Annotated in this window: 21 protein-coding genes and 1 pseudogene; 4 read left to right on the top strand and 18 right to left on the bottom strand. The window is 38.1% G+C overall.

The window, feature by feature from the left end:
• Positions 1-54: 54 nt before the first annotated feature.
• A complete protein-coding gene (locus OZZ83_RS08740; RefSeq protein ID WP_002309528.1) occupies positions 55-342 on the bottom strand; it encodes a hypothetical protein in 288 nt (95 codons plus the stop codon).
• A gap of 132 nt (positions 343-474) precedes the next feature.
• Here OZZ83_RS08740 and OZZ83_RS08735 point away from each other — a divergent pair, with 132 nt between their 5' ends.
• Complete coding sequence (locus OZZ83_RS08735) at positions 475-1,143, top strand: YitT family protein (protein ID WP_002309531.1); 669 nt, start codon at positions 475-477, stop codon at positions 1,141-1,143.
• 288 nt (positions 1,144-1,431) lie between these two features.
• On the opposite strand, the gene OZZ83_RS08730 is transcribed toward OZZ83_RS08735, so the two are convergent.
• From OZZ83_RS08730 to OZZ83_RS08715, 4 genes are all read right to left on the bottom strand, one after another.
• Positions 1,432-2,172: a hypothetical protein gene (locus OZZ83_RS08730; RefSeq protein ID WP_002313862.1), complete on the bottom strand. Its 741-nt coding sequence runs from the start codon at positions 2,170-2,172 to the stop codon at positions 1,432-1,434.
• A 129-nt stretch (positions 2,173-2,301) separates the two neighbouring features.
• The gene (locus OZZ83_RS08725; RefSeq protein ID WP_002309535.1) at positions 2,302-3,249 is read right to left on the bottom strand and encodes a LacI family DNA-binding transcriptional regulator; all 948 of its coding nucleotides are present in this window, start codon (positions 3,247-3,249) and stop codon (positions 2,302-2,304) included.
• Positions 3,250-3,384: 135 nt separating this feature from the next.
• Entirely contained in the window at positions 3,385-4,143 is a 759-nt protein-coding gene (locus OZZ83_RS08720) for an alpha/beta fold hydrolase (protein WP_002313863.1), read from the bottom strand.
• A gap of 3 nt (positions 4,144-4,146) precedes the next feature.
• Positions 4,147-4,536 (bottom strand): hypothetical protein, encoded by a 390-nt coding sequence (locus OZZ83_RS08715; protein WP_002290241.1) that lies wholly within the window; start codon positions 4,534-4,536, stop codon positions 4,147-4,149.
• A 134-nt stretch (positions 4,537-4,670) separates the two neighbouring features.
• Between OZZ83_RS08715 and OZZ83_RS08710 the strand changes: the two genes are divergently transcribed.
• Both OZZ83_RS08710 and OZZ83_RS08705 read left to right on the top strand, forming a co-directional pair.
• Entirely contained in the window at positions 4,671-5,213 is a 543-nt protein-coding gene (locus OZZ83_RS08710) for a DUF2179 domain-containing protein (RefSeq protein WP_002289260.1), read from the top strand.
• Positions 5,214-5,361: 148 nt separating this feature from the next.
• Positions 5,362-5,994, top strand: coding sequence for a hypothetical protein (locus OZZ83_RS08705; RefSeq protein WP_002345061.1), 633 nt, complete (start codon positions 5,362-5,364; stop codon positions 5,992-5,994).
• A gap of 186 nt (positions 5,995-6,180) precedes the next feature.
• Here the strand turns inward: OZZ83_RS08705 and OZZ83_RS14730 are convergent.
• The 8 genes and pseudogenes from OZZ83_RS14730 to OZZ83_RS08670 all read right to left on the bottom strand — a co-directional run.
• Positions 6,181-6,306 (bottom strand): annotated as a pseudogene (locus OZZ83_RS14730) (GNAT family N-acetyltransferase); the annotation flags it as partial.
• Between the two features lie 117 nt (positions 6,307-6,423).
• Positions 6,424-7,305 (bottom strand): DUF1803 domain-containing protein, encoded by an 882-nt coding sequence (locus tag OZZ83_RS08700; RefSeq protein ID WP_002309543.1) that lies wholly within the window; start codon positions 7,303-7,305, stop codon positions 6,424-6,426.
• 181 nt (positions 7,306-7,486) lie between these two features.
• Positions 7,487-8,413 carry a manganese-dependent inorganic pyrophosphatase gene (locus OZZ83_RS08695; protein WP_002309544.1) on the bottom strand — a complete coding sequence of 309 codons (927 nt, stop codon included), beginning with the start codon at positions 8,411-8,413 and terminating at the stop codon, positions 7,487-7,489.
• Between the two features lie 84 nt (positions 8,414-8,497).
• Positions 8,498-9,259, bottom strand: a complete 762-nt coding sequence (gene pflA / locus OZZ83_RS08690; RefSeq protein ID WP_002313865.1) for a pyruvate formate-lyase-activating protein — start codon at positions 9,257-9,259, stop codon at positions 8,498-8,500.
• Positions 9,260-9,503: 244 nt separating this feature from the next.
• Complete coding sequence (pflB, locus tag OZZ83_RS08685; RefSeq protein WP_002309546.1) at positions 9,504-11,735, bottom strand: formate C-acetyltransferase; 2,232 nt, start codon at positions 11,733-11,735, stop codon at positions 9,504-9,506.
• A gap of 276 nt (positions 11,736-12,011) precedes the next feature.
• Complete coding sequence (gene parC / locus OZZ83_RS08680; RefSeq protein ID WP_278023699.1) at positions 12,012-14,462, bottom strand: DNA topoisomerase IV subunit A; 2,451 nt, start codon at positions 14,460-14,462, stop codon at positions 12,012-12,014.
• An 11-nt stretch (positions 14,463-14,473) separates the two neighbouring features.
• Positions 14,474-16,519 carry a DNA topoisomerase IV subunit B gene (gene parE, locus OZZ83_RS08675; protein ID WP_002335004.1) on the bottom strand — a complete coding sequence of 682 codons (2,046 nt, stop codon included), beginning with the start codon at positions 16,517-16,519 and terminating at the stop codon, positions 14,474-14,476.
• A gap of 165 nt (positions 16,520-16,684) precedes the next feature.
• Positions 16,685-17,119: a CoA-binding protein gene (locus OZZ83_RS08670; protein WP_002309549.1), complete on the bottom strand. Its 435-nt coding sequence runs from the start codon at positions 17,117-17,119 to the stop codon at positions 16,685-16,687.
• 126 nt (positions 17,120-17,245) lie between these two features.
• Between OZZ83_RS08670 and plsY the strand changes: the two genes are divergently transcribed.
• Complete coding sequence (gene plsY / locus OZZ83_RS08665; protein WP_002309550.1) at positions 17,246-17,884, top strand: glycerol-3-phosphate 1-O-acyltransferase PlsY; 639 nt, start codon at positions 17,246-17,248, stop codon at positions 17,882-17,884.
• A 143-nt stretch (positions 17,885-18,027) separates the two neighbouring features.
• Here plsY and OZZ83_RS08660 read toward each other — a convergent pair whose 3' ends face one another.
• The 5 genes from OZZ83_RS08660 to xerC all read right to left on the bottom strand — a co-directional run bounded on the left by OZZ83_RS08660 (position 18,028) and on the right by xerC (position 22,694).
• Positions 18,028-18,903, bottom strand: coding sequence for an aldose 1-epimerase family protein (locus tag OZZ83_RS08660; RefSeq protein ID WP_002309552.1), 876 nt, complete (start codon positions 18,901-18,903; stop codon positions 18,028-18,030).
• Positions 18,904-18,983: 80 nt separating this feature from the next.
• The gene (codY, locus tag OZZ83_RS08655; RefSeq protein ID WP_002309554.1) at positions 18,984-19,775 is read right to left on the bottom strand and encodes a GTP-sensing pleiotropic transcriptional regulator CodY; all 792 of its coding nucleotides are present in this window, start codon (positions 19,773-19,775) and stop codon (positions 18,984-18,986) included.
• Positions 19,776-19,790: 15 nt separating this feature from the next.
• Positions 19,791-21,191, bottom strand: a complete 1,401-nt coding sequence (hslU, locus tag OZZ83_RS08650) for an ATP-dependent protease ATPase subunit HslU (protein WP_002313868.1) — start codon at positions 21,189-21,191, stop codon at positions 19,791-19,793.
• 13 nt (positions 21,192-21,204) lie between these two features.
• Positions 21,205-21,753, bottom strand: a complete 549-nt coding sequence (gene hslV / locus OZZ83_RS08645) for an HslVU peptidase proteolytic subunit (protein WP_002290221.1) — start codon at positions 21,751-21,753, stop codon at positions 21,205-21,207.
• A 35-nt stretch (positions 21,754-21,788) separates the two neighbouring features.
• Entirely contained in the window at positions 21,789-22,694 is a 906-nt protein-coding gene (gene xerC / locus OZZ83_RS08640) for a tyrosine recombinase XerC (RefSeq protein ID WP_002313869.1), read from the bottom strand.
• Positions 22,695-22,738: the final 44 nt, after the last annotated feature.

Here is a 22,738-nt window from a genome sequence, read left to right as displayed (position 1 = left end):
AATGTAAAAAACGGTTGTTTTGGCATCATAAACGTCTTGTTTTCTTATTTTTACTTATATCACCACTTTATTTTCTATCTCTTTCACTCCATAAAGCGGAATGAGTTCTTCTTTTGACTGATAATAAACAGCTTTTTCACGGTTCTTCATCAAAAATAGAAAGATTTCTTTCATAGCAAGTGGTGCTTTGCCTTGTTCAAACACAAAGATGAATTGATACGATTCATTTATCTGGATTCTTGTCACAGGAATCAGTTTTTGGTCTTGAGCCAAAAAAACACCTTGATAATCTGTTTTTTTGGGTGATTTTGTAAGAATTGTCAATAAGTCTGCTGCTCGCATTTTTCCACTCCTTTTTGATAATTTGGAAGAAACAACCAAAAATAAATTTTTTTCATTTTCCTCTTGAAGAAAGAGTATAAGTCAGTATAATGAAGAGGTTGCTGAAAATTTTCAAAAGAAAAGAGGCTAGAAATGAAAAAATTAAATTTAATGACAGAATTGTGCGGAATCATTTTAGGCGCTGGGATCTATGGATTGGCTGTGACAGGCATCAATATTCCATCTAAACTGGCAGACGGTGGTGTTACTGGTATTGCTTTACTCTTGCATAATCTTTTTGGATTCGCGCCTTCTATCACTTCGCTGCTTTTTAATTTACCTTTACTGCTTATCTCATTGTTTCTTTTTGGAAAACACGCTTTTCTTCGGACGATCGTCGGAACATTTGCGCTGGTTTTCTTTTTACATTTATGGGAAAGCCTTCATATACATTTTGCTGTAGATAGTCTACTGATCAATAGTTTGATGACAGGGATTCTTTCTGGCATTGGTTGCGGTCTCGTCTTTCGATTTGGCGGAAGCACAGGCGGAACAGATATCATTTATCAAGCCATTGAAAAATATTTTCATATTAAGATTGGCAAAAGTCTTTTCTTGATCACTTTTGGTATTTTAGTTGTCTCCTTGCTTTATTTGGATCTCACACATTTTCTGTATACATTGCTTAGCTGTTCTATTCTATCTTATACATTGAATAAAGTGAAGTATCTGGAAATGGGACCTGTTTTGCCCCATTTGGAAGCAAAACAGACTACAGAAACATTTGAACCACTTGATCCTCTTGAACAGTTAGAGCACTAATTCTTATTTTTACTATTTTAGTTACTTTACTAAAAAATCATTATGTAAACTACAACGTATATTTTTTCAATAAAATTTTCTATAAAAATATGAAAACAAACTATTTTTGCAGACACTCTGTTAAAATAGTTTGTTTTTTACTCTTCACCCTTTCTCCTCTTGCTCACGGCAGAAAACATCAGCTAAGAAAAAAATAGGTTACGATATAATCTTTCGAGTAGAGTATAAAAAAAGAAACGCCGCAGCGTTTCCTTCTCCACTATAACATAATACAAGGTTGTATTTGTCTTATTTAAAATAGCTATTCTCTCCTAAAGAATTTCCCTGATCGTCAATCAGCCCTTGCAGTGAACGTTCTAAGATACCGTGGTTTTTTTTCGATTTTTTTTCTTCTGACTGCTTTGTTTCCCCTAATGTTTTTGTTCGATTGAACGTGCGTACAGACGGCTCATCATTTCTTTTTTCTTGATAAGGCGTTGGTTCTGTATCAAACAACAGATAAGAGTCATCTGTTTTTTTCATTGATTCGATCAAATGCTCTTCAGAAATTTTACTTTCTCTAGGGTCTGGAATAATGGATGCAGGTACATATTTAGGAACAAAATAAGAACGTTCCCGTACCTTTGTGTCCACAGATGAATTTCTCATAGTATTTCGAGACTCTGTCCTCGTTTCACTTTGCCTGACAGGACGAGAAGACTCACCAAAAAGTTTTTTCCGTCCAGTCGACGTGAGTTCTGATTGATGATGTCCAGTATAATCCGGTAATTTTTCTTTATGTTTTTCCAAATTTTCCTTGCGCGGAGCTGACTTCAATCCATTTGTTGCGCGGCGCTTGCGTCGGACCTGTTCAGTGTTTGTGTTCGTGAAATGGAATTCGTTCATTTGTTCAAACGGGTGCTGATTCTGTTCAGTCAAAAGATCTTCCTGTCCGTCAAATAATACCCGCTTCTTCTCGCTGGTTAATTTTACGCCTAACTCGTCATCGTACGCAGGAAAACGGAAATGTTTTCGTCTGATTTCTTTCATTCAAACCATCCTTCTCAAAAATGGAACTTTTCTCAATAATAGCACAGATTTTTTGTTTTCAGTAGCAATGCGCTGATTATTTTAAGAAAATAGCGATGAATTTCATAAATATATAAAAAGTAACGAGGCTTAATTTGTCGTTTCTCTGATAACTAGTTCAGGGAAAAAGCGACGATAACCTTGACTTGCCCCTTTCTCTTCTATTTTTTTCAGCAACATTTCCCCGCATACTTCCCCCATACGGATAATATCTTGCTTGATCGTTGTCAATTTAGGCGAACTGATTTGGTCTAAAAACACGCCATCAAAGCCGATTACACCAAATTCTTCCGGCAAGCGCCCACCAGCATTTACAATTCCTCTTACCGCTCCTAGTGCCAGTCGATCTGAGCTGCATACAAAACAAGTTTTATCGGTGAAACCTGCCCAGTTTTCTATCATATATCTTTCTACTTCTGTCGAATGATTTGGAAATCGCAAGATCTTACTTGGAAGATCAGCTTCCTTCATCACAGATAAGTAACCAGCTTCCCTTGAAAGCTCAAACGATTCGTCCACTTCAATCCCGATATAAATAATTGTTTGGTAATCTCTTTCTAAGGCATATTGCGTTGCTTTTGCTGTACCATATTCATTATCGCTGTCTACATAGTCATATCCTTCACAATTTTCTCCAAACAAAACAACTGGTTTTTCCAAGCGGTCAATCCAATCGAAGTCTTTTTTTCTGACACCTGTGATGATGTATCCATCACAAGAACCGACATCGAATGCGTCATTTGTAACTAGTTGGAGAGAATAATGCGCTTTTCCGATCCGTTTAGCGATCCCCATCAGCAAATTCATGTAGTAGGGCTCGGTTGTGTCGATTTCTTCCAGTATAAATAATTTGATGATCTGTGACCGATTCGTGACAAGTGCTTTTGCAGCAATATTTGGGCGGTAATCCAATTCAGCCATTGCTGAGAAAACTAGCTCTTTCAATTCATCCGTCACCTGTTCCGGATGATTGATGACTCGAGAAACCGTCATTTTTGAAACATTGGCACGTTTTGCAACATCTGCTAAAGTGGGCATGCTCTCTTCCTTTCTAACATGTTGTCGTTCTTATTACCAATTATACCAAATTTTCCTAACAGGGTTCATTATAGCCCAAAAGAAAAATCAGAAAATCTCCTATCCTCCTTAAGTGATTTCCCAATTCAGCTATTTCTATTTTTTTATCAAATTCTTTGCTAAAAAAGCGGAAGCTTCCTCCATCAGTGGTATTTGTACCATGTGTCGCTGTGTTTTGGAGGAACGAAAAACAATTTCTTTTCCGTAAGGCTCAGGCCGGTTTTTCTCTACAAATCTTTCCGTTTGTATATAAGGGATCTTTTCATCTGCTTGTCCATGCCAAAAGAACAGAGGGCGTCCATCTAGCTTTTCCGGTTGCAATGATAAATCATAACTCTTGACCCACGAGATCAAATCAAAATAGTCTTTTGGCAAGATATAGTTGTATTCTGACGCTCGTCTTGCGATTTCTTTCCCATATTCCAGAAGCGCAGGAGATCCCATCAAACATACACCTGCTGCTATATGAGGATGCTTAGCTAACAACGCGCATGTTGTCATTCCGCCCATCGAAACCCCACCAACTGCAAGCCGATCATGTAAAAGATCTCTTTTTTCTAAATGCTTGATAAGCGTGTCAAACTCAAACAAGTTCCCGTAGATACTATCCCAAAATGTATAAGATGGAATAGAAGAAACTGGCTGTTTTCGTTCCCCATGATTCATCGCATCTGGCAGGATCACGCGAATACCTTGCTGTGCAATTTTCCTTCCTTGTGTCAAAACTAACTCCTTACTTGTCTGCCATCCGTGATAATAGATGACAACGGGAATCCGTTCTTCTCTTAATTCTTTCAGGACAACTTCTAACACTGGAATTTGATTGACAGAACGTTTCAATATAATTGGATTCAATGGCTACTCACCTATTTTCATTAAATTTCCTGATCGCCATAGCAACCATGATCCGACAGTCGTCTGGAACAGGTTCAGTATACCAAATAATATAAATGCAGGACTGAATGGCTCAGGAAATAAGAATAGGGAACAAAGCCCCACCACTCCTAATGCTAGCGAAAGGAGAGGATAAATAGAGAAATTCAAAAAACTGGCAACGCTACCGAAAATATTACCAATAAATAGTATCAAAAAGAAAAAAACGCTTAGAATCAAACCATCTGTCAGCGACATCTGAAAAACAATGTTCTCTACATCAATTGGCTGTTGAATCGCATAGACACCTAAGTATATACTGAGAAGGAGACTGAGCACGTGACTGGCACAAAATACTCGATTGACCGTTTTCATTTTAATCACCTAACCTATCTTTATAATTCTATTATAATCATTTTATCATTTTTTGGTACCAATAAAGTTTCAATTTTTCTTCACTTGCGATTTTTTTTGATATTGTTGTTATACAAACGAAAGGAGTTTTACAAATGATTGATCCTAAAATGTTAGGGATGATCTTCCTCATCAATTTTGCTTATATCACTTTGAACACGTTACGTTTTATGCTAACAATGAAAGGCTACCGGCTGATTGCTCCCCTTGTCAGTATGGTTGAGATCACGATCTATATCGTAGGGCTATCTCTTGTATTGGATCGTTTAGATAATCCGCTGAATTTATTTGTCTATGCGTTAGGTTACGCAGTAGGTATCAGTGTTGGGATTTTGATTGAAGACAAGCTGGCATTAGGATACATCATGGTCACAACGATTTTGCCAGCAAATAGCGCGGAAGATAAAAGTTTGCCTGGTATACTGAGAGAACACGGTTACGGTGTAACACAGACTTCTGCAATGGGTCTAGAAGGCGAGCGACTGGTCCTGGAAATACTTTCTCCTAGAAAAAGCGAACGTGAACTGTATCGCCTGATCAAAGAAATTGAAGAGCGTGCTTTCATCATCTCATATGAACCAAAATATATTTCAGGTGGTTTTTGGACTAAAAAAGTAAGAAAAAGACAAGGAAAATAACTCACAAACTAAAAAGCTGTCGAACATATAAATTAAATTTTAGATGTTCGACAGCTTTTTATTTATTATTTTGATTAAAAAACATCGACATATACTCATTGATTTGTTATTATACTTTATATACTTATCAATTTAATTTGGAGATATTATGGAAATTCAACGTAAAACAACTAATTTTTTACATTTAGGCTCTTTTTTTGCAACTTTGACGATTTTATTTTTTCTATGTTATTCGTACGTTAAGACCTCACAGGCGCCTTCTAGTGCATTAGGCTGGTTGCTTTTAGATCATTCTGATATTACAGAAACAGAAGAAAATCCGTTTTTTTTAATTTTATCTTCTCTATGCGCCTTGATGTTTTCTGTGTATTTCAGTGCCTATTTTTTTCATCGACATCCTGGTAAGTTAAATGAAGCTTCAGGTGTATTGATTTCATTTAAAACGTTTTCTTTTTTAGCTATCCTTTTTTATTCGTTTAATCACAATACGCTTTTCTTCTTTATCATGAATGGTTTAGTCGTGATTTTATCTATTTTCACTTATTTTATTTTTTCACTCATTTTTAGCCAAATGAGATGTCCGCTCTTCTTTCGATTAGTTCCTGTCACATGTTTTATCTACAGCTTGTTTTCCTTTTTTGTCCTTGCTTTGATACCATTGGCCAACCCTTCGACGATCCAAGTCGCAGGAAATCTGTTGGATATGCTCTTCATCGTCAGTCTAGGTGTATTTATGTGGCAAAGAAAAAAGAAACAAAATAAAAAGCATTTTGAAGCCTGACTACGACGACTTCATAAATGCTTTTTTAATTTTAAACACTTCAATCTAAAAGAATAACCCAAGATTGGATAGATGATTAATAATGACTTACCATTCGTTTCTGAGTGATTCTGGATCACCAAATGAACTTCCTAATCTAATCGCTAGTTCTTCCCTTAGAATGCCATACTTGACTGAATCATAATATTAATTATTTAAAAATCTAACTTTTCTTATGACCCCTTCCTTTGTCATTCCACATTTCTCACCAATTTTTTGCATTCCTTTATTTCCATACCATGTAGTGAATCCAATATGTGGTAGATAGGCAAAATACTCCAATAATTCTTTTAACTATAAAAGAAGAGAAAGACTCCTCTTGCAAGAATCAGCATAATTTTAGCTTACTGCTCTCTTAGATTCTTCTCACCAAAGCTGTTCTTTATTGTTCTATATTGCTCCATATTCTTTGATATAAGAAAATGCATGCGGCATAAATTTTTTGCTCAACTCAGAAAAGATTTGTCGTTTAAGAAAGGCCGTTTCCTCCATTGTCAATGAAGGATCCAATGTTGGAAATTCAATCTCAGGATTGTTTTTTTCGACAATAGGCAATGCTAGTGTAAATGATTCTTCTTCCTTTATGGTATCCGTCACAAGTAATGACTGATGGAAAATACTAGGCCGACGATTTTTATATTTATTTTTACGTATCCTGTCAACGATAACTTCTATTTGATCAAAAAAGTACGCTTCATTTACATCTCCAATAAGTTCGGCTAATTCTTTGAATGCCTTCGTTACAGGAAGCTGATTCTTTTGTATAAAAAAATAATTAGCCAACGTAAGCGGGAAGTGTTCTTTAGAGGAAAGTGTAATAAAACGGTACTTCTGATTTCCTGCAGTCGTTCTCAGCAATTCTGTCTCTCGGCTGTTTCTTACTCCATAAAAATATGCTTCTTTTCGTTCATCTTCAAAACAATACGCCCAAATAACTTCTCCCATCGCTAATTTTTGTTCAGCAACAGAGAGTCTCTTCAATTGGTCGGCTATGGTTTCAGCAGCCGAAGTGACTTGTTGCAAGTAATCGTTGGGATCAAATACTGGAAAGTTCAAATGATATCTTCGCTCTTCTCTCTTGATTAATCCTGCATCGATCAACAGATCAAGAAAATGAGAAAATTTGTTTTGCGGAAATTCTTTTTTCAATTCTCTTAGAATCGTTTCTTTTTCTCGATGTTCATATAGATAATCGGTCAATAAAGAAAAAAGCGGATCACCGGTCAGTTTTTGATAAAAATTTTCCTTATTTTTTGAATAATAATAGTTCATATATGTTCTCTTTTCTATCCATTTTATTTTACTTAAAAGACTTTTACATAAAAAGGAGGAAGAACAAGAGTCATGTTTGACTGTTATTCTCCTCCACTTCTTAGACTTTTAGTATGTTCTGTGTTTCTTTTTATTCAATCGCTTATCCCATTCACTTTGAATGCTTCATCCTACCATTTGATTAGCTGAATACAGCCGTCAACTGAGGTACGACTTGTTTTTTACGTGAAACGACACCTTTAAGTAAAGCTCGGTTATTGGTCAAAGTTGTTTGGAAAGCTTCTTCTACTTTTTCTTTACCTTTACCAGCAACAAGTAATTCTGAATCGCTGTCTAAGATATTTGTGACAACTAATACGAATAAATCGTAGCCATTTGCTTTCATTTCTTCTTCCATCGCTGCTTCTAGTTCTGCTTGTCGATCCATCACTTCATTCAGATCCACTGTATTGACTTGAGCGATACGCACATTGGAACTGCCCATTGGGAAACTTTTTGCATCCAAATCAAGAAGAACCGCAGCTGATTTATCACTTAGATTCGTTCCGGCTTTCAACATTTCAAGACCATAGGCAGTTAGATCTACTTCAGCGATTGCTGCAAGTTCCTTTGCAGCTGCTTCGTCTTCAGGTGTACATGTTGGCGATTTGAACAACAATGTATCTGAAATGATAGCTGAAAGCATAATCCCAGCAATTTCTTTAGGGATCGTTACTTGGTTTTCTTTATATAGTTTTAAAATGATCGTACTTGTACATCCAACTGGTTCTGCACGATAGTACAATGGATTAGCTGTTTCAAAGTTTGCAATACGATGGTGGTCTACTACAGCCAAAATATTTACTTCGCTGATATCTGAAATACTTTGTTGGAATTCATTATGATCCACAAGCATGACATCTGCATTTTCTGCTTTAGCTGACTCTACTACTCGTGGTGCAGATAATTGAAAGTGGTCTAATGCGTATTGTGTTTCTTCATTAGGTGTACCTAGAGCAACTGCTTCTGTTTCGTTACCTAATTCATTTTGCAAGTGTGAAAAGGCAATGGCTGCCCCAATTGCATCTGTATCTGGATTTTGGTGACCAAAAACTATAATTTTTGACATGTCATTCGCTCCTTTGTGATTTCTCCTATTTAATAATAGCAAAAAAACGGAAAGAAGCAATACTTAACTTCTTTCCGATGCGTTCTATCGCGTTAAATATTTTGTATACTCTTCTGTATGAAGCAATCGTTTAGCATTTTCGACACGTTCTTTTGTAGGTGGTTCGATTCCTTCTAATGGATATTTCAAACCAAGTGTTTCCCACTTGTATTTTCCCATCGTATGATAAGGAAGGATCTCTACTCTATCTACATTTGACAAGGTTTGGATAAAGTTGTCTAGTCGGATCAAATATTCATCATAATCACTTCGCTCAGGAACTAATACATGGCGAATCCAAACCGGTTTGTTAATTTTTGACAAATATTGAGCCATTTCTAGAATATTTTCATTGTCCCAATGCGTTAGTTTTTTATGCTCTTCATTATCGATGTGTTTGATATCAAATAACAGTAAGTCTGTATACTTCATCAATTCTTGAAAACGAGAGAAGAAGGGGTCTTCATACGTAAAAGGTTTTCCGCATGTATCCAATGTAGTATGCATTTTCCGCTCTTTTGCTTTTTTAAATAGTTCGATCAAAAAATCGATCTGCAATAGAGGCTCTCCACCACTAACAGTAATACCACCTTTATCTCCCCAGTAAGGTCTGAAGCGTTCCGCCTTATCTAAAAGTTCATCTGCTGAGTACTCTTTCCCTCCGCCAATATTCCAAGTATCAGGATTGTGACAGAATTGGCAACGCATGCGGCATCCTTGCATAAACACGACAAAGCGCAGTCCAGGACCGTCTACTGAACCGAAAGTTTCGATAGAATGAACATAGCCGATTGTTTTTTCTTCCATTTAAATTCACATCTTTTCTTTGATTTCATTTTAAGTACAAGTTAGCTGTCGAAGCGAAGCTTTTTGAACAAAATTTTTCGCAATCACCGCTTCGTTATGTGTAAAATTTACAGGGACGGAACATACATGTCCTGCCCCTGTAAATCGTGTCTTTCAAATAAGCATACTGATCATTCGATTATGATGCGAAGGATATCTAACGATCTTTCGGCACTGAGTCGAAAGGCTGTTTCACAAACTTTTTTTACATTCTGTCGTGTGAAGTTCTCATCAAGACATCTAGTTGTTGTTCTCTTGTCAAGTCACGGAATTTAACTGCATAACCAGATACCCGGATCGTCAAGTTCGGATATTTCATTGGATTTTCCATTGCATCACGCAATAGATCATTACTGAATACATTGACATTCAAATGATAAGCCCCTTTTGAGAAGTATCCGTCTAAGACATTACGCAAGTTTTCGATTCTTGTATCTTGTTCTTTTCCAAGACCAGAAGGATTGATTGTTTGGGTATTTGAAATTCCATCCAATGCACAACCGTAATTCATTTTAGCTGTTGAGTTCAGGCTGGCTAATAACCCACTTTGTTCTGCATTGTAACTTGGGTTTGCTCCTGGCGCAAGTGGTTTTCCAGCTTCACGGCCATCAGGAGTATTTCCTGTATTTTTACCGTAAACAACATTTGAAGTAATCGTCAATAATGAAGTTGTTGGTTTTGAGTTGCGGTAAGTTTTATGACGTTTGATTTGTCCCATGAAGTATTCCAAGATCCATGAAACTAATTCATCTGCACGGTCATCATCATTTCCATATTTAGGGAAATCGCCATCTACTTCAAAATCAACTGCTATTCCTTTTTCATTACGGATTGCTTTTACTTTTGCATATTTGATGGCTGACAAGCTGTCTGCCGCATGAGAGATTCCAGCAATACCTGTAGCAAATGTGCGTTGCAAGTCAGAATCCATCAAGGCAAGCTGAGCTGCTTCATAAGAATACTTATCATGCATGTAATGAATGATGTTCAACGTATTGACATATAGTTCTGCTAACCAATCCATCATATTCATGAAGTTATGTTTCACTTCTTCAAAATCTAGTACTTCTGATGTGATCGGACGATATTCTGGTCCAACTTGGGCGCCAGTCACTTCATCGACCCCGCCATTGATAGCATATAATAGTGTTTTAGCCAAGTTAGCACGAGCACCAAAGAACTGCATGTCTTTTCCAACAACTGTTCCTGATACACAGCAAGCAATCGCACAATCATCAGAACCCCATTGTTCACGAAGCTGATTGTCATTTTCAAACTGAATCGAAGAACTTTCAATAGCGATTCGGCTCGCATATGTTCTGAATCCTTCTGGAAGGTGTTCAGAGTACAAAACAGTCAAGTTTGGTTCTGGTGAAGGTCCCATATTTGTCAATGTGTGAAGCAGACGGAAATCATTCTTCGTCACTAATGAACGACCATCTAAGCCCATACCAGCAATGGATAAAGTAGCCCAGATAGGGAATCCTGAGAATAATTGGTTGTATTCAGGTGTACGCGCGAATTTGACCATACGTAATTTCATTACTAAGTGATCGATCAATTCTTGCGCTTCTTTTTCTGTGATTACTCCATTATCCAAATCACGTTGGATATAGATATCAAGGAATGCTGAGATACGTCCGATTGACATCGCAGCGCCATTTTGTGATTTGATTGCTGCTAAATAACCGAAGTATAACCATTGGACAGCTTCTTTTGCATTTGCAGCTGGTTTAGAGATATCATAGCCGTATTTTGCAGCCATTTCTTTCATTTGTGCTAATGCACGATATTGTTCAGTGATTTCTTCACGTAAACGAATCACTTCTTCACTCATCGTATGATAACCAGTCATATCATGATCTTTTTTCTTTTGCTCCATCAAATAGTCGATTCCATACAATGCCACACGACGATAGTCGCCGATGATACGTCCACGACCGTAAGCGTCTGGAAGCCCTGTAATGATTTTGTTTTTACGAGCTGCACGCATTTCAGCAGTATAAGCATCAAACACCCCTTGATTATGTGTTTTGCGCCAGTCAGTGAAAATATGTGTTAATTCATCGTTTGGTGTATAGCCATTGCTTTTCAGCGCATTGTTAGCCATATTGATTCCACCGAACGGCATGAATGCTTGTTTCAAAGGTTTGTCTGTCTGTAGACCGACGATTTTTTCCAAATCTTTATCCAAATAGCCTGCATCGTGGGAAGTAATGGTTGATACGATTTCTGTGTCCATATCATAGACACCGTTACGTTCGAATTGGATATCATTCAGCTTTTGCAATTCATCCCATAATTTTTCTGTTGCTTCTGTTGGACCTTCCAAAAAGCTGTCATCACCGCGATATTCAGTGTAGTTGTTTTGAATAAAGTCTCTAGTGTCTACGCCTTCTTTCCATTTGGTACCTTTAAATCCATTCCATTGCTCCATTGTATGGACCTCCTAAATTTCTGTTTTATGTAACAGTTTTTACGTGATTAGTATAACACAGCACCTTATCTTTGCAAGGGTTTTCTTGTTTTTTATTTAACAATTTTTATGTTTTATCTATGTATATTGCAAGTAACGTTGATTTACCAATATTTAAGCATTGTGAACACTTTCATCTTTTTTTGCAAACGTATAAGGATTTATTAAAAATGAATGAAAAAGAGGGACCATCTGTATTAATACAGATGGTCCCTCTTCACTAAAATACCATAACAGTTATGATTCAATGAAAATCTCAGGAGCATCGATAACTTCGATGACTTCTCCACCTTTTTTCTCGTCCATAGCAAACGAACCATTCGATGTTCGATCACCTATAGGAAAATCCGTTGGATCAATCGTTATCTGTTGTCCTTTTTGATTCATCAAGGTTATTTCTTTTGATCTTCCTTCCGACATATAGATAATACGGTGCGGATTTTTTTTCAGCTCACGCATGACCGTCACTCCCCGCTTCGCACGTGAAGTTTGGCTGATTTCTTGAGCAAGCATGCGTTTCACGGCTCCTCGCTGAGTAACGATTACGATTGGCGTATCTCCGTCTGCTAACACAAGCAGCCCATTGACAATCCTATCTCCATCTTTCAAATTCATAGACTTCACTCCAGCTGCCTTTGCTCCAACAACGGGAACATCTGTTAAAGGATAGCGCAAGCCCATTCCTTGATACGTTACTAAGAACACATCTAAGCCTGGCTGATCTTCTTTCAGATATACAGCAATAAGTTCATCTTCTTCCGCCTTTAGCTTCATACAGCTGAGCGGACGGCTCTTATAGGTGCGCCATGGTTCGAACTCTGTCATTCGTGTTTGCTTGATCAATCCATTCTTGCTGATGAATACAAATGTTTTTTCTGCTTGGATTTTTTGATATGGGAAAACAGCTAAGATCGATTCATCTACAGACAGATTGGAGATTGTTTGAGAAATGTGTTCGCCAGCATCTTTCCATTTCAAATCGGGTAGTTCATGAACAGGACGGTAGATCACATTTGCTTTATTCGTAATCAGAAGAACATGGTCCAATGTGCTCAATTCACCTGAGTACAGCAAGTAATCGCCTTCTCGCATCCCGATTTCTTCTGGTTTCGAAGCACTATAGGAACGAAGGCTTGTTCGCTTCACATAGCCTTCTCGCGTCACACTGACGATTACGTCTTCTTGCGCCACTAAAACTTGCGTATCGATTTTGATTTCTTCGATTTCATCTTGGATTGTCGTCAGACGAGCGGAAGAGTAATTTTTTTTCACTTCTCGCAATTCTTTTTTCATAACAGAGAAAAGCTCTTTGTCGTTTGAAAGGATTTTATTCAACTCTGTGATTTGTGCAATCAAGCTTTCGGCTTCCTTTTGAAGCTCTGTGATATCTGTGTTCGTCAAACGGTATAGTTGCAATGTGACGATTGCTTCTGATTGTTCTTCTGTAAATTGGAAAACATCGACTAAATTCTTTTTAGCATCTTTTTTGTCTTTACTTTCACGAATCGTTGCGATTACTTCATCCAGAATCGATAAAGCTTTCATCAGGCCTTCCACGATATGCTGTCTTTTTTGAGCTTTGGCTAAATCGAATTGGCTGCGTTTTGTTATGACTTGCTTTCGATGCTCGATATAACTTCTTAAAATGTCTTTCAGTCCAACTTGGTGCGGAGTCATATGATCGATAGCGACCATATTAAAATTGTAATTGATCTGTAGCTCAGTGTTTTTGAACAAATAATTCAAAATTCCTTGAGCATTGGCATCTTTTTTCAATTCAACGACAATTTGCAGACCAGTTCGATCACTTTCATCTCGTACTTCAGCTATTCCATCGATTTTCTTATTCAAACGGATCTCATCCATTTTTTTCACCAACGTCGCTTTATTTACTTCATATGGGATTTCAGTGATCACGATTTGCTGTTTATTGCCCTTCATTGCTTCTATCTTTGTTTTCGAACGAAGAATAACTTTTCCTCGCCCTGTTTCATAAGCTTTTTTGATTTCATCTTTCCCTTGCAAGATCCCTCCTGTTGGAAAGTCAGGTCCAGGAATATATTCCATCAATTTTTCAAGGCTCGCTTGTGGATGATCGATCATATAGATTGTGCCGTCGATCACTTCAGCTAAGTTATGAGTCGGGATTTCTGTCGCATATCCAGCAGATATACCTGTCGATCCATTGACTAGAAGGTTTGGGTATCGAGCTGGAAGGACTGTTGGTTCTTTTTCTGTATCATCAAAATTCCACACGAGATCGACTGTTTCTTTTTCGATATCTGCTAGCATCTCTCCACTTAACTTGGATAATCTGGCTTCAGTATAACGCATCGCAGCAGGTGGATCACCGTCCATACTCCCATTATTCCCGTGCATTTCGATCAGTACTTCCCGCAACTTCCAATCTTGGCTCATGCGGACCATCGCTTCATAAATACTGCTGTCACCATGAGGATGATAATTCCCCATGATATTTCCGACAGATTTTGCTGATTTACGGAATCCTTTGTCATACGTATTGCCATCTTTGTTCATGGCAAATAATATCCGGCGTTGCACTGGTTTCAATCCATCACGGATATCAGGCAGTGCACGTTCTTGGATAATATATTTGGAATAACGTCCGAAGCGGTCACCCATCACTTCTTCTAAAGTTAATTCTTGTACTTCTTGTCGATTTTCCATCAGGTGACCTCCTATTCTACTTCAAATAACTGATTGTCTTCTTTTTTATCTGCTCGTTCTTCATCTAATAATTCATTAGAAACTGAAGGAGAGATTTCAGTATCCTCTTTTTTATCTAAGATACTGCCATCTTCTTCCAACGTAAATTGTACGTGATTTTCGATCCATTTTCTTCGAGGTTCTACTTTGTCACCCATTAGTGTGGTTACTCGACGCTCAGCTTGCGCAGCATCGTCGATACGGACGCGAATCAACGTACGGGAAGTTGGATCCATCGTTGTTTCCCACAATTGTTCCGCATTCATCTCTCCAAGTCCTTTATATCGCTGTAGCATATATCCTTTGCCGACTTTTTTAATCATTGCTGCCAATTCGTCATCTGTCCACGCATATTCAATGACTTGCTTCTTCCCTTGTCCTTTGGATACTTTATATAAAGGTGGTAACGCGATATATACTTTCCCAGCTTCAATCAGCGGTTTCATATAACGATAAAAGAAAGTAAGCAGTAATACTTGAATATGGGCGCCGTCTGTATCCGCATCGGTCATGATGATTACTTTGTCGTAATTACAGTCTTCGATAGAAAATTCAGGGCCGACTCCTGCACCAATCGTATAGATCATCGTATTGATTTCTTCATTTTTCAAGATATCTTGCATTTTTGCTTTTTCGGTATTGATGACTTTTCCTCGTAAAGGTAGAATTGCTTGGAACTTTCTGTCTCTTCCTTGTTTAGCAGATCCGCCGGCAGAATCCCCTTCGACTAAATACAATTCATTTTTCTTAGGATTTCGGGATTGTGCGGGTGTCAATTTTCCTGAAAGAAGAGATTCGCCTTTTTTACGCTTCTTTCCATTTCGGCTTTCTTCTCTGGCTTTACGTGCTGCTTCTCTCGCTTCTCTCGCTTTGATTGCTTTACGGACCAACATCTGGCTCATTTCGCTATTTTCCTGCAAATAAAAGCCCATTTGTTCACTGATGACGTTATCTACTACGGTTCGAGCAACTGGCGTACCAAGTTTTTCTTTCGTTTGACCTTCAAATTGCAGAAGATTTTCAGGTACACGGATAGAGAGAACAGCAGCTAATCCTTCTCTGAAATCACTACCTTCCAGATTCTTGTCCCGTTCTTTCAGCAAGCCGACTTTTCTCGCATATTCGTTATAAGATTTCGTCATTGCCGCTTTCATTCCAGCTTCATGGGTTCCACCATCTTTTGTTCGAACATTATTGACAAAAGATAAGACATTTTCTGAATACCCGTCATTGTATTGATAAGCGACCTCTACTTCGATACCTTCTTTTTCTCCTGAAAAATAAACGACCGGTGTCAATGTATCTTTTTCTTCATTCAGGTAATCAACAAATTCTTTGATTCCTTCTTCATAATGGAAAACTTCCTTGACTGGTTCTTCTCCCCGAAGATCAGAAAGTGAGATTTTAACGCCTTTTAGAAGAAAGGCAGATTCTCTTAACCGTTCGGCTAAAATTTCATATGAAAATTTTGTTGTACTGAATATTGTATCGTCTGGTAAAAAATGGACAATCGTCCCATTTGCTTTTTTTGTTTTTCCTATCTTTTTCAACGTACCGTCAGGTTTACCGCCGTTTTTAAATTTCTGCTGATACTCTACGCCATCTCTAACGATTGTTACAGTCAGCCATTTCGATAAGGCATTTACCACACTGGCTCCTACACCGTGAAGCCCACCAGAAGTTTTGTATCCTCCTTGACCAAACTTTCCGCCAGCATGCAGCACAGTAAAAATCACTTCAACTGTTGGGATACCGGAAGCATGCATCCCTACAGGCATCCCACGTCCGCTATCTGCAACAGTTATACTATTGTCTTCATGGATGGTCACATCAATCTCACTGCCATATCCTGATAATGCTTCATCAACTGCATTATCGACGATTTCATAGACTAAATGATGCAAGCCTCGGCTGTCAGTGGATCCAATGTACATCCCTGGTCTTTTTCTAACTGCCTCTAATCCTTCCAATACTTGGATGGACGAGTCATTATATTCGTTGTTTACTTTTTTTGCCAAGGCAAACGCTCCTTCAATAATACTTTGCGGCAAAACCGCACCACGATTATCATACTAGAAAAGGTCGTGAAAAAAAAGAGGTTAGATGAGAAATCAATTTTAATTATCTCCTAACCGCTTTTTCGACATTCCTCTCTATCGATCATCTCTTCTTTGTGGTCATTTTTATTTTTGGTTTTCTTTCAACTTACCAAGTTCAATCTTGATACAGCGATCCATTACGACGTCTGTGCGTCCTGCTTTTCTTAGCATCTCATCTGCTTCTTCGTTTTCGATCCCTAGTTGTGCCCAAAACACTTTAGCATCGGTTTTCAAAAAATCAGCTGCTACTTCAGGTAAAAATTCGCTCCGTCTAAATACATCTACGATATCGATTGAATCATCGATTTCTGTTAAATTTGCATAGACTTTCTCTCCTAGAATTTCTTCACCAGCCAATAATGGATTTACTGGTATGATTTTATATCCATTGTCTTGCAATACCTGTGCAACCATGTAACTTGTTCGCTCTGGTTTATTACTCAAGCCTACGATGGCAATATTTTTTGCTTCTTTCAAATAGTTAAAAATCGTTTCTTGTGTTGGATTTTTTATAGACATTTCTGTCACCCCTTGCTTTTCTTTTTATTTCATCTATTATACTTCTATCTTTCATTTTTTCAATTGTTCCTGTTACCTATTCATGCTAAAATAAAGGATAGTTTTCAACTTGAGAGAGGGTAAAAAATGAAATTGATCTTATTACTTATTTTAGCATATCTTTTAGGTTCTATTCCTTCCGGCGTCTGGATTGGCAAATTGTTTTTCAAAAAAGATATCCGGCAACATGGGAGCGGTAATACTGGAACCACCAATACATTTCGGGTATTAGGCAAAACCGCCGGGATTGTTGTCCTTCTTATGGATATTTTAAAGGGTACATTGGCTACTTGTCTGCCGATGATTTTTCACCTTTCTGGGATTAACCCTCTTTGGTTTGGGGTATGTGCGATTCTTGGTCATACATTTCCGATATTTGCTGGGTTTAAAGGAGGAAAAGCTGTTGCGACAAGTGCAGGAATGCTTTTAGGATTTAATCCTGTATTTTTTGTTTATTCCTGTATCATTTTTATCGTTAGTCTATTTTGTACAAGTATGGTGAGTTTGAGCAGTATGATCAGTGCAGCGTTGATCACTTTCTCCACGATCGTCCTTCCTTATGTAGCTCCTGTGATTTTGGCTAAGCCCAATTGGTTGCTGACGATCATTGCCTTTTTAGTCTCTTCCTTTATCTTCTATCGTCATAAAGACAATATCAAGCGTATCAGAAACCATACGGAAAGTCGAATCCCATTTGGTTTGAACAGCAGCAAGAAAAAATCCTGACATTTTTTCAGTCCAAAGAGATAAAACAGGAGTGTGACATGGATTTGTCACACTCCCTTTTTTCGAACAAACGGTATTCCAGAAGCTGACCACTTCTGTCACAACCTCTTATTACTTGATGTAGAATAGCTTTTTACACCCTCTTACTTCACTGTGATCGAATATTTTGTCTTGAAGATTTCATGGGCACCTAGTTGATTGATTCCTACTTTTTCCATCAAGTTTCCACTGCTATTCACCGTGTCAGCAATTCCACACCATGGTTCGATACACACGAAAGGGGCTTCTTTTGGATAAGGAGACCAGATTCCTACATAAGGCATATCTTTATAGCTTAAAGTTATGCTATGGTAAGATTTTTCACTCCGAATGGCGTACGCATTTAGTCCTCTTGTTTCAAAAACCAATGCATCTTGATCAAAAAGTTCACGATTCAAAGCCAGATTCGTATTTGTCTGTCCTAACGTCTTTTGTTCCATATCAATGAATGGGCCTTTTAAAGGTAGGCGTAATCTTGATTTCAATGGAGAAAATGCTAGATAAAAGTCTTCGAATGACAATCCTTCTTCAAGAGGTACATTGAAAGCAGGATGTCCACCGATAGAAAAGAACATTTCTTCTTCACCTGTATTTGCTACTTGGTAATGGACCGTGATACCGTCTCCTCCTAATTCATAACTAATCACTAATTCAAAATCAAAAGGATATTTTTCTAATGTCTCCGGTGTACTCCGCAAGATGAAACTAGCCATTTCTTGTCCATGTTCAATGACTTCAAAATCCATATCTCGGGCAAATCCATGTTGTCCCATTTGATATGTTTTCCCTTGGTAAACATACTGGTCATCTTTTAAACGTCCAACAAAAGGGAATAAAACTGGTGCATGTCTGCCCCAATACGCTGGATCACCTTGCCAGATATACTCTAAACCGTGTTCTTTTGATTTTAAACTGATCAATTCCGCACCGTGTTCAGCGATTTCAGCGATCAGCTGGTCATTTTGAATAATAACAGTCATTGCCATTCCTCCAACTTCGACTTACTTTTTAAAATGGGAAGGCTGGAGCAAACATCTGTATCCGCCCCAGTCCCTTGTTTCTAATAACTATGTTTTGCTAATTCTTCTTTAAAACGGGAATTCAATACTTTTAAATAAGTTCCCTTCATGCCTAACGAGCGAGATTCAATGATTCCAGCTGATTCCAATTTTCGTAAAGCATTGACGATCACAGAACGAGTGATTCCGATGCTATCGGCGATATTAGAAGCAGTCAAACGTCCTTCATCTCCATCCAACGCTTCAAAAATGGCTTGTACAGCCTTTAACTCGCTGTAAGACAATGTGTTGATTGCCATTTGAACAGCCGTCGCACTCCGTACATCAGCTTCGATACTTCGAGACTTCTGATAAAGGATCTGCATACCGACAACCGTAGCTCCATATTCTGCTAAGACGAGATCGTCATCTGCAAACGATTGTTCCATGCGAGACAAAATGATCGTCCCCAGACGTTCGCCAGCTCCAAAGATTGGAACGACAGTCGTCAAACCAAATGGGTATTTTTCTCTTGACTCTACCGGAAACGCAGTGATATCACTTGTAATCGGGATATTAGCTTCAGTTTTCATCAGCTGTGCCACTGTATCAGTGTAAGATTCAGGAAATTGTTTCTCAACAAACATTGTTTTGATTCGTTCATTATTCACATCGTGGCGTTCATTGTAACCTAGTAATACTCCGTCACTTCCTATGATATAGGTGTTGCTGTCAAGAATACCACCTAATGTGACAGCCATTTTATCGTAAGGCAAATCTGCTTGCATGTCAAAAGTATTCTTTTGCTGCAAAAGTGTGTTTATCTTGCGAGTTTTCGTTAGCAAGTCTGTCATTGTCGTCCTCCGATTTTATAAAATATAGCGACTTAAATCTTCATTTGCCGCAATTGAGCCAAGTTTGTCATCAACGTATGCTTCTGTGATCGTTATTTCACCCATTTGCATATCTGGTGCTTCAAATAATAGGTCTTCTAATAATTTTTCCAAAATAGTGTGCAGTCTACGTGCACCGATATTATCTGTGTCACGATTGACATCGAAAGCAATTTGAGCGATCCGTTCAATTGCTTCTTTTGTAAATGTAACTGACACATTTTCTGTACCAATCAATGCTACATATTGTTTTATCAAAGCATTATTCGGTTCAGTCAGAATTTTCACAAAATCTTCAGCTGTCAAATCATCTAATTCTACCCGTATTGGGAAGCGTCCTTGAAGTTCTGGAATTAGATCACTTGGTTTAGACAAATGGAAAGCTCCTGAAGCAATGAATAGGACGTGATCTGTTTGAATGATCCCGTATTTTGTGTTTACTTGTGAACCTTCGACAATTGGCAATATGTCTCTTTGGACGCCTTCTCTGGATACTTCTCCAGATTGCTGTGATTTAGAAGTAATCTTATCGATTTCATCGATAAAGATAATCCCACTTTCTTCCGCTAATTTGATTGCCTCACTATGGATATCAGCATCCTTGACTAGTTTTGCTGATTCTTCTTTGATTAATAACTCTAAAGCTTCTTTGACTGTTACCGTCCGTTCCACTTTTTTCTTCGGTGTTAGAGCACCTAACGTTTCATTTAGGTCGATCCCCATTTGCTCCAATCCATTGTTCATCATTGGTGCAGGTTTCTTTTGATCTTCGACTTCAATGGTTACTTCACGATTGTCCAGTAATCCCTTTTGTAGTTGTTCCAAAATTGTACGGCGGTTGATCCGAATATCTTCTGTCACTTCTTCTTGTGGTTCAGCATTGTTTTGCTGACTAGCATTAAAAAGATTCATCATTTGTTCAAATTGATTAGTGGATTGTTTCTGTTCTTTTTTTATACCAGGCACTAAGATTTTTACCAAACGTTTTTCAGCATTTTTTTTAGCACTTGTGTATACACGGCTGTATTGCTCTTTTTCTACGATTTGGATCGCATTTTCCACTAAATCCCGGACCATTGATTCTACATCTCTTCCAACATAACCGACTTCAGTAAATTTTGTTGCTTCGACTTTGACAAATGGTGCATTGACGATTTTGGCCAAGCGTCGTGCGATTTCTGTTTTACCGACCCCTGTAGGTCCGATCATCAGCATATTTTTTGGTGTAATATCTTGTTGCATTTTTTCATCTAACTGCAAACGGCGGTAGCGGTTACGCAAAGCGACGGCAACAGATTTTTTTGCTGCATGCTGTCCTACGATATACTCGTCTAATTCACTTACGATTTGTCTTGGTGTTTGTTTCAATTCATACATATTTACTCACCTCTTACAGTTCTTCTACGATAATATTATGATTAGTAAAGATACAGATGTCTGCGGCAATATTTAACGCATTTTCTGCAATTTCTTTCGCACTCATGTCATTTTGAGCATAATTTTTCATTGCTCGGGCTGCGGCCAATGCAAAATTCCCGCCTGATCCGATAGCTAAGATGCCATCATCTGGCGTAATCACTTCTCCTGTACCTGAAACAAGCAGCATTTCTTTCTCATTCATTACGATCAGCATCGCTTCAAGTTTTTGCATAGATTGCTGTGTCCGCCATTCTTGAGCTAATTCAACAGCCGCACGTTGCAGATTTCCATTGTATTCGTTCAATTTACCTTCAAATTTTTCTTCTAAAGTAAACGCATCTGCGACACTTCCGGCGAAACCTACAACAACCTCTCCATTGTAGATACGTCGTACTTTCTTTGCTGTACCTTTCATGACAACAGATTCACCCATTGTTACTTGGCCATCTCCAGCCATGGCAAATTTTCCGTCTTTTTCGACAGCACAGATTGTGGTTGAATGAAATGGTGATTCGACCATGTTTGTTTCCTCCTAAATTTGTTCTTTTCCTTATTTTACGCTCTTGGATGGAATGAACGATAGTTTTTTTGTAAACTTTCTTTTGTTACATGGGCATAGATCTGGGTAGTTGATAAATTGGCATGTCCTAACAATTCTTGGACTGTCCGCAAATCTGCCCCATTATTTAATAAATGAGTGGCGAATGTATGGCGCAGCATGTGGGGATGGATATCGCTATCCAAGCTGCTTTTTTTGATGATCTGATTCAAGACATATTCAATACCAGTAGGCGTGATTGGTTTTCCATGATGATTCACAAAAACAATATCATGCTCTTCGTGGTATTTTGTCATCAATACCTGACGGCCTTCTGTGAAATATTCTTGTAGAGCATCTTGGGCAAAAGAACCTAGCGGCGCGTATCTCTCCTTGTTTCCTTTACCATGAATCAACATGACCTCTGAATCAAAATCAATGTCTGATACCAACAGATTACTACACTCGCTTAAACGGATACCAGATCCGTAAAGGACTTCCAGCAAAGCGCGGTTCCTCAAATCTAGAGGACTGTCTCCTGCTACGCTGTCAAAAAGTGCTTGCATTTCATTTTCATAAAAAAAGCGTGGCAATCTCAAATTTTTCTTTTTGAGATGAACGTAAGAAAATGGATTTTCTTTTATCACTTCTTCTTTGAGAAGGTACTGATAAAACGAACGTAGGCTAGCTATCTTGCGACTGATAGAGTTTCTGCTATAGCTGGGGCGATGATCAGCTAATGCACTCAAATAGACACGAACCGTAAAGTATTCCGCCTTCAGCAGATCAGCGTCTCCAGATTCCTCCAAGAAATGTTTAAAATGGAGAATATCTTCTTCATATGCTTCTTTCGTTTTTTCTGAATATCCTCTTTCGACAATCAAATAACGCAAAAATTTTTGTTCCCACGTGGCTTCCGTCATTTTCTCACCTTCCTTTTGTCCCAGAGAATAATTTAGCACAGCGT

The sequence above is a fragment of the Enterococcus sp. E5-162 genome, from assembly GCF_035725965.1.
GTDB lineage: Bacteria > Bacillota > Bacilli > Lactobacillales > Enterococcaceae > Enterococcus_B > Enterococcus_B lactis.
This window is presented reverse-complemented; position numbering and strand designations above follow the sequence as displayed.